Source organism: Streptomyces sp. CBMA156, from assembly GCF_014596515.1.
Lineage (GTDB): Bacteria > Actinomycetota > Actinomycetes > Streptomycetales > Streptomycetaceae > Kitasatospora.
This window is the reverse complement of record NZ_MSJQ01000130.1, coordinates 1-15,349: the sequence shown is the minus strand read 5'-3', so window position 1 is coordinate 15,349 and position 15,349 is coordinate 1. Positions and strand designations below refer to the sequence as shown.

1 protein-coding gene is annotated in these 15,349 nt (G+C 74.5%); it reads left to right on the top strand.

Features of this window, described 5'->3' with window-relative positions:
* A partial coding sequence (locus BU198_RS10810) for a type I polyketide synthase (protein WP_188296619.1) occupies positions 1-15,349 on the top strand: 15,349 nt, incomplete at both ends.

Genomic DNA, 15,349 nt, shown 5'->3' with positions numbered 1-15,349 from the left:
GCCGACGTGGACTGGGCGCTGTTCGCGCCGCTGTTCGCCACCGCCCGGACCAGTCCGCTGCTCGCGGACCTGCCGGAGGCGGCCGCCGCCCTGGCGCCGGAGACCGCGGCCGCCGAGGACGCCTCGGGGTTCCCGGCCCGGCTGGCGGCGGCCCCGGCCGCACGCCGCGAGCGGATGCTGCTGGACCTGGTCAGGGCCTGTGCCGCCGCCGTCCTCGGCCACGCCTCGGCGGAGGCCGTCGACGCCGGGCAGGCGTTCCGTGACCTCGGCTTCGACTCGCTGACCGCGGTGGCCCTGCGGAACCTGCTGACCAGGGACACCGGGCTGGCGCTGCCCGCCACCCTGGCCTTCGACTACCCGACGCCGGCCGTGCTGGCCGCCCATCTGGCCGCAGAGTTGGCCGGAGAACTGCCGGAGTCCGCGCCCACGGGGGCCGCGGAGGCACCCGCCCGGCCGGCCCCCGCCCCGGACGATCCGGTGGTGATCGTCGGCATGAGCGCCCGCTACCCGGGCGGAGTGCGCTCGGCGGCGGAGCTCTGGGAGCTGGTCGCCGCCGGCGCGGACGGCGTGACCGGCTTCCCGGCGGACCGCGCCTGGCCGGTCGAGGGCATCACCGCCGAGGCCGCCCGCGGCGGCTTCGTCGACGGCGCGACCGAGTTCGACGCCGCCCTGTTCGGCATCAGCCCGCGTGAGGCGCTGGCGATGGACCCGCAGCAGCGGCTGCTGCTGGAGGCCTCCTGGGAGGCCTTCGAGGACGCCGGGATCGATCCGCGCTCGGTGCGCGGCGGACAGATCGGCGTCTTCGTCGGCGCCTCGAACTCCGGCTACAACGCCGTCGGAGGCCTGGAGGAGGCGAGGAACCACCTCCTGGCCGGATCGGCGAACAGCGTGATCTCCGGCCGGGTGGCGTACACCTTCGGCCTGGAGGGTCCGGCGGTCACCGTCGACACCGCCTGCTCCTCCTCGCTGGTCGCCCTGCACTGGGCCGCGCAGGCGCTGCGCGAGGGCGACTGCGAGACGGCCCTGGCCGGCGGTGTGACGGTGATGGTCTCCCCGGCCGCCTTCGGCGAGTTCGACCGCCAGGGCGGGCTGTCCTCCGACGGCCGCTGCAAGTCCTTCGGGGCCGGCGCGGACGGGACGGGCTGGGGCGAGGGCGTCGGCGTCCTGCTGGTCGAGCGGCTCTCCACCGCCCGGCGCAACGGGCACCGGGTGCTGGCCGTGCTGCGCGGCAGCGCGGTCAACCAGGACGGCGCGTCCAACGGCCTGACCGCGCCGAACGGCCCCGCCCAGCAGCGGGTGATCCGCCAGGCCCTGGCGAGCGCCGGGCTGTCCCCGGCCGACGTGGACGCGGTGGAGGCGCACGGCACCGGCACCGTCCTGGGCGACCCGATCGAGGCCCAGGCGCTGCTGGCCACGTACGGCCAGGACCGTGACGGCGAGCCGCTCTGGCTCGGCTCCGTCAAGTCCAACATCGGCCACACCCAGGCCGCCGCCGGCGTCGCCGGCGTGATCAAGATGGTGCAGGCCATGCACCACGGCGTCCTCCCGGCCACCCTGCACGCGGAGCGGCCCAGCCCGCAGGTGGACTGGACGGCCGGCGCGGTGGAACTGCTCACCGAGGCCCGTCCGTGGCCCGAGGCCGACCGGCCGCGCCGCGCGGCCGTCTCCTCCTTCGGCATCAGCGGCACCAACGCCCACGTCATCCTGGAGAGCGTGCCGGCGGCCCCGGCCGAGGAGCCGGCCGCCGCACCGGCGCTGCCCGCCTGGACGGTCTCGGCGAAGACCGCCGAGGGCCTGCGCGACCAGGCGGAGCGCCTGAGGGCCTTCGTCGCACCGGGCGCGGACGTCCGGGACGTCGCCTGGTCGCTGGCCGGCAGCCGGGCGGACCTGGACCACCGGGCCGTGGTCGTCGGCGCCGACCACGCCGAACTCCTGCGCGGCCTGGCCGCGCTGGCCGCCGGCGAACCCGACGCCGCCCTGGTCACCGGCGCGGTCGCCGACCGCCGCACCGCCTTCCTGTTCACCGGCCAGGGCTCGCAGTACGCCGCTATGGGGCGCGGACTGTACGAGACCTTCCCGGTGTTCGCGGAGGCCTTCGACGCGGTCCGCGCGGAGCTGGACCTCCGGCTCGACCGGCCGCTCGGCGAGGCGGTGTTCGAGGGCACCGATCTCGACCTGACGGTGTGGACCCAGGCCGGACTGTTCGCGGTCGAGGTCGCGTCCTTCCGGCTGCTGGAATCCTGGGGCGTGGTACCGGACTTCCTGCTCGGGCACTCGATCGGCGAGATCGCGGCCGCCCATGTGGCGGGGGTGTTCTCGCTGGCCGACGCGTGCGCGCTGGTGGCGGCGCGTGGCCGGCTGATGCAGGCGCTGCCGGAGGGCGGCGCGATGCTGGCGGTCGAGGCCGCCGAGGCCGAGGTGCGCGCGGAGATCGGTGACCGGCTGGACGTCGCGGCGGTCAACGGGCCGACCGCGGTGGTGGTTTCGGGCCGGGCGGAGGCGGTGGACGAGTTCGCCGAGCGCTGGAAGGCCGAGGGTCGACGCGTCCGGAGGCTGACCGTCTCGCACGCCTTCCACTCGGCCCTGATGGAGCCGATGCTCGCCGAATTCGCCGCCGTCCTGGCTGAGTTGGAGTTCGCCGAGCCGGTCATTCCGATCGTCTCCAACCTGACCGGCTCGACGGCCGGGCCAGGGCTGCTCACCACCCCCGACTACTGGCTGCGCCAGGTCCGCGAGGCCGTCCGCTTCGCCGACGGCGTCGAGACCCTGCACCGCGAGGGTGTCACCCGGTTCGCGGAGCTGGGACCGGACGGCGTGCTGTGCGCGATGGCCCAGCAGACCGTCGCGGACGGGGTGTTCGCCCCGCTGCTGCGCCGCGGCCGGGAGGACTCCCTGACCGCGCTGCACGCGCTGGCCCGGCTCTGGACGGCCGGTGCCGAGGTGGACTGGCCGGCGGTCCTGCCGCGCGGCCGGCGGGTGGACCTGCCGACGTACGCCTTCCACCACGAGCGGTTCTGGCCGACCCCGGCGCCCGCGCCGGTGCCGTCCGGGGACGCCGTGGAGTCCCGCTTCTGGGAGGCCGTCGAGCGCGAGGACCTGGACGAGCTGGCGGGCACCCTGCGCCTCGGCGAGCACGCCCGGGTGCTGGGCGAGATCCTGCCCGCGCTCTCCTCCTGGCGCCGGCTGCGCCGCCAGGACTCGGTGCTGGACAACTGGCGCTACCAGGTCACCTGGAAGCCCGTGCCGGTCGCCGAGCCCGAACTGGACGGCAGCTGGCTGGTGGTCGTCCTCGACGGGGCGGACCCGGAGCTCGCCGAGGGCGTGCGCACGGCGATCCGCTCCGCCGGAGCGGGCACCGTCCACCTCGCGCTGGACCCGGCGGACCTCGACCGGGCCGCGCTCGCGGCCCGGATCCTGGACGCGGTCGAGGGCGTGCCCGACGTCGTCGGCACGGTGCTGCTGGCCGCGCCCGACGGTGCGCCCGACGGCCCCGCCGCCGCTTCGCCGGCCGTGGCGGCCGCTCTGGTGACGGTGCAGGCGCTCGGCGACGCCAACCTGAAGACCCCGCTGTGGACGCTCACCAGGGGCGCCGTCAGGACCGGCCCCGGCGAGGTGCTCGCCGACCCGGCCCAGGCGCAGGTCTGGGGCCTCGGCCGGGTGGCCGGCCTGGAGCACCCGAACCGCTGGGGCGGCCTGGTCGACCTGCCCGGCACCGTCGACGACCGTGCCGTCACCCGCCTCGCCGACGTGCTGTCAGGCCAGGGCGGGGAGGACGAGCTCGCGGTCCGCGCGACCGGCGTGTTCGGCCGCCGCCTCGTCCGCTCCTCGCTCGCCGACCAGGCGGGCGGCTCGTGGACGCCGCGCGGCACGATCCTGATCACCGGTGGCACCGGCGCCCTCGGCGGCCACGTCGCCCGCTGGGCGGCCGCCAACGGCGCCGAGCACCTGGTGCTCACCAGCAGGCGCGGCGACCGGGCCCCCGGCGCGGGCGAACTGGCCGCCGAACTCGCCGAGTCCGGCGCCCGGGTCACCTTCGCGGCGTGCGACGCGGGCGACCGCGAGGCGCTGGCCGCCGTCCTGGAGCGGATCGACGCGGAGGCCGGCACCCTGCCGCTCACCGCGGTCGTCCACGCCGCCGGCGTCGGCGACACCGGCGCGCTGATGACCACCGACCTGGGCGAGGCCGCCCGGATCGTCGCCGCCAAGGCCGCCGGCGCCACCCACCTGGACGACCTGCTCGGCGACCGCCCCCTGGACGCCTTCGTGCTCTTCTCGTCCAACGCCGCCGTCTGGGGCGGCGCGGACCAGGGCGCCTACGCGGCCGGCAACTCCTTCCTGGACGCCTTCGCCGAGCAGCGCCGGGCCAAGGGCCGTACCGCCACCTCCATCGCCTGGGGACTCTGGGGCGGCGGCGGCATGGGCACCGACGGCGACGAGGAGGCGATGCTGCGCGTCGGCCTCAAGCGGATGAGCCCCGAACTCGCGGTCTCCGCCCTCGTCCAGGCCGTCGAGCACGAGGAGACCAACGTCTCCGTCGCCGACATGGACTGGGAGCGCTTCGCGCCCGCCTACTCCGCCGTCCGGCAGCGCCCGCTCATCGGCGGCCTGCCCGAGGTCCGGCGCGTCCTGGACGCCGCCGAGGCCCCGGCCCCGACCGCCGCCACCGGCGGCAACGCCCTCGCGCGGCGGCTGGCCGGCCTGGGCACGGCCGAGCAGCACGCCGTCGTCCTGGAACTCGTGCGGGCCCAGGCCGCCGCCGCCCTCGGCCACGCCGAGGCCTCCGCCATCGAGCCCGGCGCCGCGTTCCGCGAACTCGGCTTCGACTCGCTCACCGCCGTCGACATCCGCAACCGCCTCAACGGCGCCACCGGGCTCAGGATGCCGACCACGCTGGTCTTCGACTACCCGACCGCCACCGCCGTCGCCGACCACATCCGCACCGAGCTGGTCGGCGCCGACACCGCCGTCGCGCTGCCCGCCGTCGCCACCGCGCTCACCGCCGACGAGCCCATCGCCATCGTCGCCATGAGCTGCCGCTACCCGGGCGGCGTCGACACCCCCGAGGAGCTGTGGCGGCTCGTCCTGGACGGCCGCGACGCGATCACGCCGTTCCCGACCGACCGCGGCTGGCCCATCGACGACCTGTACGACCCGGACCCGGAGGCGACCGGCACCACCTACGCCTACGAGGGCGGGTTCATCGACGGCGCGGGCGGCTTCGACGCCGGCTTCTTCGGGATCTCGCCGCGCGAGGCGCTGGCCATGGACCCGCAGCAGCGCCTGCTGCTGGAGGCCGCGTGGGAGGCGCTGGAGCGCGCGGGCATCGACCCGCTGTCGCTGCACGGCACCCAGGGCGGTGTCTTCATCGGCGCCGGCTCGCAGGGCTACGGCATCGACGCCGACGCCCCCGAGGGCACCGAGGGCTACTTCCTCACCGGCACCCAGTCGTCGGTCATCTCCGGCCGCGTCTCGTACACCCTGGGCCTGGAGGGCCCGGCGGTCACCGTCGACACGGCCTGCTCCTCCTCGCTGGTCGCCCTGCACCTCGCCGCGCAGTCGCTGCGCCAGGGCGAGTGCGACATGGCCCTCGCGGGCGGCATCACCGTCATGGCCACCCCCGGCGCCTTCGTCGAGTTCAGCCGCCAGCGCGGCCTCTCAGGCGACGGCCGCTGCAAGGCCTTCGCGGGCGCGGCCGACGGCACCGGCTGGTCCGAGGGCGCCGGCCTGCTCGTGCTGGAGCGGCTGTCGGACGCGCAGGCCAGGGGCCACAAGGTCCTTGCGGTGGTGCGCGGTTCGGCCGTCAACCAGGACGGCGCTTCCAACGGCCTGACCGCCCCGAACGGTCCCTCGCAGCAGCGCGTCATCCGCCAGGCGCTGGCCGGTGCCGGGCTGACCACGGGCGACGTGGACGTGGTCGAGGCGCACGGCACCGGCACCCGCCTGGGCGACCCGATCGAGGCCCAGGCCCTGATCGCCACCTACGGGCAGGGCCGCGAGGGCGCCGAGCCGCTCTGGCTCGGCTCGATCAAGTCCAACATCGGCCACACCCAGACGGCGGCCGGTGTCGCCGGTGTGATCAAGATGGTCATGGCGATGCAGGAGGGCGTCCTCCCGCAGACCCTGCACGTGGACGAGCCGACCCCGCACGTCGACTGGTCGGCGGGCTCGGTCGAGCTGCTCACCGAGAACCGCGAGTGGCCCGCGCTCGGCCGCCCGCGCCGCGCGGCGGTCTCCTCCTTCGGCGTCAGCGGCACCAACGTGCACACCATCATCGAGCAGGCTCCGGCGGAGGAGCCGGCGGAGGCCGTCGAGGCGACCGTCACCGCTCCGGTGTCGTGGGTGGTGTCGGGCAAGTCCGAGGCGGCGCTGCGCGACCAGGCCGCGAACCTGGCGTCGTTCGTCGGGGCCCGCCCGGAGCTGCCGCTCACGGACGTCGGCTACTCGCTGGCGCTGTCGCGCTCCCGCTTCGAGTACCGGGCGGTCGTCTCGGGTGCGAACCGGGAGGAGCTGCTGGCCGGGCTGGCAGGCCTGGCGAGCGGCGAGGTGCCCGGCGGCTCGGTGAGCCGCGGCAAGCTCGCGTTCCTGTTCACCGGGCAGGGCAGCCAGCGGGCCGGGATGGGCCGGGAGCTGTACGACGCCTTCCCGGTGTTCGCGGCGGCCTTCGACGAGGTCGGCGCGCACCTGGACGCCCACCTGGACGTGCCGCTGAAGGACCTGGTCTTCGACGGGTCGGAGCTGCTGGACCAGACCGCGTACACCCAGGCGGCGCTGTTCGCCGTCGAGGTGTCGCTGTTCCGTCTGGTGGAGTCCTGGGGTCTGAAGCCGGACTTCCTGGTCGGTCACTCGGTCGGTGAGATCGCCGCTGCCCACGTGGCAGGTGTGCTGTCGCTGGAGGACGCGGCGAAGCTGGTGGCCGCGCGTGGCCGGCTGATGCAGGCGCTGCCGTCCGGTGGTGCGATGGCGGCGATCCAGGCGACCGAGGCCGAGGTGCTGCCGCTGCTTGCGGGCCGTGAGGCGGAGATCGCCGTGGCGGCGGTCAACGGGCCGACGTCGGTGGTGGTTTCGGGCGACGAGGCCGCCGTGCTGGAGGTGCTGGAGCACTGGAAGAGCGAGGGCCGTAAGGGTCGTCAGCTGCGGGTGAGTCACGCGTTCCACTCGCCGCGGATGGAGCCGATGCTGGCCGAATTCCGTTCGGTCGCCTCTGAGTTGAGCTACTCCGAGCCGAAGCTCGCGGTGGTCTCCAATGTGACCGGTGAGCCGGCGACCGAGCTGACGTCGCCCGAGTACTGGGTGCGCCACGTCCGTCAGGCTGTCCGTTTCGCCGATGGCGTCGCGTACCTCGCCGGGCAGGGAGTGAAGAAGTTCCTGGAGCTGGGCCCGGACGGCACTCTGTCGGCTCTGGCGCAGGAGATCACGGAGGGCCACTTCGCCCCGGTCCTGCGCAAGGACCGGCCGGAGGCACTGTCCTTCACCCAGGCCGTCACCGGTCTGCACGCCCGTGGCGCCGAGCTGGACTGGGACGGCGTGTTCGCCGGTCGCGGCGCGCGCCGCATCGACCTGCCGACGTACGCCTTCCAGCACCAGCACTTCTGGCTGGAGATGGGCGCTCCGGCGAGCGACGTCTCCGTGCTGGGCCAGGTGGCGATCGGCCACCCGATGCTGAGCGCCGCGGTCGCTCTGCCGGAGTCGGACACGCTGGTCCTCACCGGCCGGCTCTCCCTCCAGTCGCACCCGTGGATCGCCGACCACCTGGTGATGGGCTCGGCCGTGCTGCCGGGCACCGGCCTGGTGGAGCTGGCGATCCACGCCGGTGACCAGGTCGGTTGCGGCCAGGTCGAGGAGCTGATGCTCCAGGCCCCGCTGGTCCTCGCCGAGCGCGGCGCCCTGGTGCTGCGGGTGATCGTCGAAGCGGCGGACGCGCTGGGCCGCCGCCCCGTGGCCGTCTACTCCCGCCCGGACGAGGCGGACACCGTGGAGCCGTGGACGCGGCACGCGGCCGGCTTCCTGGCGGCCGGTGCCGCCGAGCCGGCGTTCGACCTGTCGGTGTGGCCGCCGAAGGGCGCCCAACCGGTCGAGGTCGACGACCTGTACGAGGGCCTCGCTGCCACCGGTCTGGTCTATGGCCCGGTGTTCCGGGGCCTGCGCGCCGCCTGGCGTGCCGAGGACGCCGTGTACGCCGAGGTCGAACTGCCCGAGGGCGTCCCGGTCGACGGCTTCGGTGTTCACCCGGCCCTCTTCGACGCCGCCCTGCACGCCGCCGCCCTGGGCACCGCCCGTGGCGCGGACGCCGAGGACGGCGAGGGGACGGGTCTGCCGTTCGCCTGGAACGGTGTCTCCCTGCACGCCACCGGTGCGTCGCTGCTGCGCATCCGGTTGACGCCGTCCGGCCAGGACGGTGTCTCCCTGGTGATGGCCGACGGCACCGGCAGCCCGGTCGCCTCGACCGACTCCCTGGTCTTCCGCCGGATCACGGCCGAGCAGCTGTCGGCGGGCCGTGAGGCGATGCACGAGGCGTTGTTCGGGCTGGACTGGTCGGTGCTGGCGCTGCCGGTGGCCGGTGCGGGTTCGTGGGCGGTGCTGGGTGCGGCGGAGGGTGTCTTCGCCGGTGGCACTGGGTACGCGGGTCTGGCGGAGCTGGCTGGGGCCGGTTCGGTGCCGGAGGTGGTGTTCGCGCCGGTCGCGTCGTCCGAGGGCGTTGACGTGGTGGGCGCTGCGCACCGGTCGGCGCTGGAGGCGCTGGAGCTGGTGCAGGGCTGGCTGGCGGAGGAGCGTTTCGCCGGCTCCCGTCTGGTGTTCGTGACGCGTGGTGCGCTGGGCGATGACCTGGCCGGTGCTCCGGTGTGGGGTCTGGTGCGGACGGCGCAGTCGGAGAACCCGGGCCGGTTCGTGCTGGTGGACGCCGACGCGTCGGTGACCCCGGGGCTGCTCTGGTCCGTCCTCGGCTCGGACGAGACCGAGGCCGTGGTGCGCGACGGCGCGGTGCGCGTGCCGCGCCTGACCCGGACGCCGGTCATCGAGGGCGGGTTCGAGCTGGACGAGGCCGGCACGGTGCTGGTCACCGGTGGTACGGGCGCGCTGGGTTCGCTGGTGGCCCGTCACCTGGTCGCCGAGCACGGCGTCCGTCACCTGGTCCTGACCAGCCGTCGCGGCCTGGCCGCCGAGGGTGCGCGGGAACTGGCGGACGAGCTGGTCGAGTTGGGCGCCGCCGAGGTGGAGGTCGCCGCGTGCGACGCCGCCGACCGCGACGCCCTGGCGGAGCTGCTCGGCACCATCGCCGACCGCCGCCCGCTGACGGCGGTCGTGCACACGGCCGGCGTCCTGGACGACGGTGTGATCGGCTCCTTCACCCCGGAGCGGCTGGAGTCGGTGCTGCGCCCGAAGGTGGACGCCGCGTTCAACCTCCACGAGCTGACCCGCGACCTGGAGCTCAGCGCCTTCGTGCTGTTCTCCTCCGTCGCCGGTGTGATGGGCAGCGCCGGCCAGGGCAACTACGCCGCCGCCAACACCTTCCTGGACGCGCTGGCCGAGCACCGCCGCTCGCTCGGCCTGGCCGCGACCTCGCTGGCCTGGGGCCCGTGGGCCCGGTTCGGCGGCATGACCGCCGAGCTGGACGACGTCGACGTCAACCGGATGAACCGGGGCGGGCTGGCCGGTCTGTCGAGTGACGAGGGCCTGGAACTGTTCGACGCCGGCTGGGTGTCGGACCGGGCGCTGCTGGTGCCGATGCGGCTGGACCTGGCCGCTGTGCGGGCGCAGGCCCCGGCCGTGGGCGTGCCGCCGCTGATGCGGTCCCTGGTGCGATTCTCCTCGCGCCGGACGGCGCAGGCCACGACGGCCGAGACGGGTGCGCTGGCCCAGCGGCTCGTCGGCCTGGTGACCGAGGAGCGCCGCGCGCTGCTGCTGGAGCTGGTGCGCGGCCAGGTGGCCGGGGTGCTGGGCCACCAGGGTGCGTCGGCCGTCGAGCCGGAGCGGGCGTTCAAGGAGCTGGGCTTCGACTCGCTGACGGCGGTCGAGCTGCGCAACCAGCTGGGAACGGCGACGGGTCTGCGGCTGCCGGCGACGCTGGTCTTCGACTACCCGAACGCGGTGTCCGTCGCCGAGTTCCTGCTCGGTGAGGTGTTGGGCGAGGAGCCGGAGGTCGTCGAGCCGACGGCCGTCCGGACAGCCCTGGACGACGAGCCGATCGCGATCGTCGGCATGGCCTGCCGCTACCCGGGCGGGATCACCTCGCCGGAGGAGCTGTGGCAGTTCCTGCTGGCCGGCGGCGACGGAACCTCGCGCTTCCCGACCGACCGCGGCTGGAACGTCGAGGAGCAGTTCCTCGAGGACCCGGACCAGCCCGGCACCACGTACGCGCTGGCCGGTGGATTCCTGCACGAGGCCGCCGAGTTCGACCCCGCCTTCTTCGGGATCTCGCCGCACGAGGCCTTCGCCATGGACCCGCAGCAGCGCCTGCTGCTGGAGGCCTCCTGGGAGGCCTTCGAGCGGGCCGGCATCGACCCGGCGTCGGTGCGCGGCAGCCGGACCGGCGTGTTCGCCGGCGTGATGTACCACAACTACGCGGCACGGGTCACCGAGATCCCCGACGGTGTCGGCGGCTTCCTCGGCACCGGCAACTCCAGCAGCGTGGTGTCCGGGCGCGTCTCCTACACCTTCGGCCTCGAAGGCCCGGCGGTGACGGTCGACACGGCGTGCTCCTCCTCGCTGGTCACCCTGCACCTCGCGGCGCAGGCCCTGCGCCGCGGCGAGTGCACGCTCGCCCTCGCGGGCGGCGTCACCGTCATGCCGAACCCGGACACCTTCATCGACTTCGCCCTCCAGCGCGGCCTGGCCTCCGACGGCCGGATCAAGGCCTTCGCGGGCGCGGCCGACGGCACGTCCTGGTCGGAGGGTGTCGGCATGCTGCTCGTCGAGCGGCTCTCCGACGCGCGCCGTAACGGGCACAAGGTGCTTGCGGTGGTGCGGGGTTCGGCCGTCAACCAGGACGGTGCGTCCAACGGCCTCACCGCCCCGAACGGTCCCTCGCAGCAGCGGGTGATCCGCCAGGCGCTGGCCGACTCGGGTCTGACCACGGGCGACGTGGACGTGGTCGAGGCGCACGGGACGGGGACCCGACTGGGCGACCCGATCGAGGCGCAGGCGCTGCTGGCCACGTACGGCCAGGGGCGCGATGGCCGCGAGCCGCTCTGGCTGGGCTCGGTGAAGTCGAACCTCGGCCACACCCAGGCGGCCGCCGGTGCGGCGGGCATCATCAAGATGGTGATGGCGCTGCGCAACGGGGTGCTGCCGCAGACCCTGCACGTGGACGAGCCGACTCCGCACGTCGACTGGTCGGCGGGCGCGGTCGAGCTGCTGACGGAGGCGCGGGACTGGCCGGCGGTCGGACGTCCGCGCCGCGCGGCGGTGTCGTCCTTCGGCATCAGCGGCACCAACGCGCATGTGGTGCTGGAGCAGGCGCCCGCCGAGAAGGCCGTCCAGGCCGGCGAGGTGACGGTCGACGCTCCGGTGTCCTGGGTGCTGTCGGGCAAGTCCGAGGCTGCGCTGCGGGACCAGGCCGCGCGCCTGGCGTCCTTCGTCGGGGAGCGGGCGGAGCTTTCGCTCTCGGATGTCGGGTACTCGCTGGCGGTGTCGCGCTCCCGCTTCGAGCACCGGGCGGTCGTCTCCGGTACGGACCGGGACGAACTGCTGGCGGGCCTCGCGGCGGTGGCCGCCGGGGACGCCGCCGGGGCGGTCGCCTCGGTCGGCGGGCTCGCGTTCCTGTTCACGGGGCAGGGGAGCCAGCGGGCGGGGATGGGGCGTGAGCTGTACGAAGCTTTCCCGATCTTTGCCGCCGCCTTCGATGAGGTGTGTGCCCGCTTTGAATTCCCGTTGAAGGACGTGGTGTTCGAGGCTTCGGAGCTGCTGGATCAGACCGCCTACACGCAGGCGGCGCTGTTCGCTATCGAGGTCGCACTGTTCCGCCTGGTGGAGTCCTGGGGTCTGAAGCCCGACTTCCTGGTGGGCCACTCCGTGGGTGAGATCGCTGCCGCCCACGTGGCAGGTGTGCTGTCGCTGGAGGATGCGGCGAAGCTGGTGGCCGCGCGTGGCCGGCTGATGCAGGCGCTGCCGTCCGGTGGTGCGATGGCGGCGATCCAGGCGACCGAGGCGGAGGTGCTGCCGCTGCTGGCGGGCCGTGAGGCGGAGATCGCCGTGGCGGCGGTCAACGGGCCTTCCTCGGTGGTGGTTTCGGGTGACGAGGCCGCGGTGCTTGAGGTGCTGGAGCACTGGAAGGCGCAGGGTCGTAAGGGTCGTCAGCTGCGGGTGAGTCACGCGTTCCACTCGCCGCGGATGGAGCCGATGCTGGCCGAATTCCGTTCGGTCGCCTCCACGTTGAGCTACTCCGAGCCGAAGCTCGCGGTGGTCTCCAACGTGACCGGTGAACTCGCCACCGAGCTGACGTCGCCCGAGTACTGGGTGCGTCACGTCCGCCAGGCTGTGCGCTTCGCCGACGGCATCGCCCACCTCGCCGCTCAGGGCGTCACCAAGTTCCTGGAGCTGGGCCCGGACGGCACCCTGTCGGCTCTGGCGCAGGAGATCACGGACGGCCACTTCGCCCCGGTCCTGCGCAAGGACCGCCCGGAGGCGCTGTCCTTCACCCAGGCCGTCACCGGCCTGCACACCCGGGGCACGGCGCTCGACTGGGACGGCGTCTTCGCTGGTCGCGGCGCGCGCCGCATCGACCTGCCGACGTACGCCTTCCAGCACCAGCACTACTGGCTGCGCGCGACCGCCGCGGCCGGCGACGCGACGAGCCTGGGCCTCGGGAAGACCGGTCACCCGCTGCTGGGTGCGGCGATCGCTCTGCCGGATTCGGACGGCGTCCTGCTGACGGGCCGCCTGTCGCTCCAGTCGCACGCCTGGCTTGCTGATCACGCGGTGTCGGGTTCGGTCCTGGTGCCGGGCACGGGTCTGCTGGAGCTGGCGATCCACGCCGGCGACCAGGTCGGCTGTGGCCAGGTCGAGGAGCTGATGCTCCAGGCCCCGCTCGTCCTGCCCGAGCAGGGCGGCATCGCCCTGCGGGTCTCCGTGGAGGCGGCCGGCGCCGACGGACTCCGTCCGGTCGCGGTCTACTCCCGGCCGGACAGCGCCGAGAACGACGAGCCGTGGACGCGGCACGCGGCCGGCCTCCTGGCGGCCGGTGCCGCCGAGCCGGCGTTCGACCTGTCGGTGTGGCCGCCGAAGGGCGCCCAGCCGGTCGAGGTGGAGGACCTGTACGAGGGTCTGGCCGCCGGTGGTCTGGTCTACGGTCCGGTGTTCCGGGGCCTGCGCGCCGCCTGGCGTGCCGATGACGCCGTCTTCGCGGAGATCGTGCTGCCCGAGGGCGTGTCGGTCGACGGTTTCGGTCTTCACCCGGCGCTGTTGGACGCCGCGCTGCACGCCGTGGCCCTGGGCGAGTTCGTGGACACGGCCACCGCCGAGGGCTCGTGGCTGCCGTTCGCCTGGAGCGGGGTGTCCCTGTACGCCACCGGCGCGTCCGTCCTGCGGGTGAAGCTGTCTCCCGCCGGCACGGACGCGGTGTCCATCGCGACCGCCGACGAGACCGGCTCCCCGGTCGCCGCCGTCGCGTCGATGGCCCTGCGTCCGCTCGCCGCTCAGCAGTCGGCGGGCCGCGACACGGCACACGAGGCGTTGTTCGGGCTGGACTGGTCGGTGCTGGCGCTGCCGGCGGCCGGGGCCGGTTCGTGGGCGGTGCTGGGTGCGGCGGAGGGTGTCTTCGCCGGTGGCACTGGGTACGCGGGTCTGGCGGAGTTGGCCGCTGCCGGTTCGGTGCCGGAGGTGGTGTTCGCGCCGGTCGCGTCGTCCGAGGGCGTTGACGTGGTGGGTGCTGCTCACCGGTCGGCGCTGGAGGCGCTGGAGCTGGTGCAGGGCTGGCTGGCGGAGGAGCGTTTCGCCGATTCCCGTCTGGTGTTCGTCACCCGTGGCGCGCTGGGCGATGACCTGGCCGGTGCTCCGGTGTGGGGTCTGGTGCGGACGGCGCAGTCGGAGAACCCGGGCCGGTTCGTGCTGGTGGACGCCGACGAGTCGGTGACCCCGGGGCTGCTCTGGTCCGTCCTCGGCTCGGACGAGACGGAAGCGGTGGTGCGCGACGGCGAGATCGTCGTCTCGCGGCTGGTCCGCGCCTCCCAGGCGAACGCGGCCGAGGTCGCTCTCGCCGAGGGCGGGACGGTGCTGGTCACCGGCGGTACGGGCGCGCTGGGTTCGCTGGTGGCCCGTCACCTGGTCACCGAGCACGGCGTCCGCCGCCTCGTTCTGACCAGCCGTCGCGGCCTGGCCGCCGAGGGTGCGCGGGAACTGGCGGACAAGCTGGTCGAGTTGGGCGCGGCCGAGGTGGAGGTCGCCGCGTGCGACGCCGCCGACCGAGAGGCGCTCGCCGCCCTGCTGGCCGCAGTCCCCGCCGGGCACCCGCTCACCGCGGTCGTGCACACGGCCGGTGTGCTGGACGACGGCGTGATCGGCTCGCTCACGCCTGAGCGGCTGGAGTCGGTGCTGCGTCCGAAGGTGGACGCGGCTCACAACCTGCACGAGCTGACCCGCGAGCTGGACCTGTCGGCGTTCGTGCTGTTTTCCTCCGTCGCCGGTGTGATGGGCAGCCCTGGTCAGGGCAACTACGCCGCCGCCAACACCTTCCTGGACGCGCTGGCGGAACACCGCCGCTCGCAGGGCCTGGCCGCGACCTCGCTGGCCTGGGGCGCCTGGGAGCAGAGCGGCATGGCCGGCGACCTCGGGGACACCAACCTCAACCGGATGAACCGGGGTGGGCTGGCCGGTCTGTCGAGTGACGAGGGCCTGGAGCTGTTCGACGCCGGCTGGGTGTCGGACCGGGCGCTGCTGGTGCCGATGCGGCTGGACCTGGCCGCTGTGCGGGCGCAGGCCCCGGCCGTGGGCGTGCCGCCGCTGATGCGGTCCCTGGTGCGGGTCTCCTCGCGCCGGGCAGCCCAGGCGGCGACGGCGGAGACGGGCGCGCTGGCCCAGCGGCTGGCGGGCCTGTCGGCCGAGGAGCGGCGGGCGCTGCTGCTGGAGCTGGTGCGCGGCCAGGTGGCCGGGGTGCTGGGCCACCAGGGCGCGTCGGCCGTCGAGCCGGAGCGGGCGTTCAAGGAGCTGGGCTTCGACTCGCTGACGGCGGTCGAGCTGCGCAACCAGCTGGGGACGGCGACCGGTCTGCGGCTGCCGGCGACGCTGGTCTTCGACTACCCGAACGCGGTGTCCGTCGCCGAGTTCCTGCTCGGTGAGGTGCTGGGCGAGGAGCCCGAGGTCGTCGAGCCGACGGCCGTCCGGACAGCCCTGGACGACGAGCCGATCGCGATCGTCG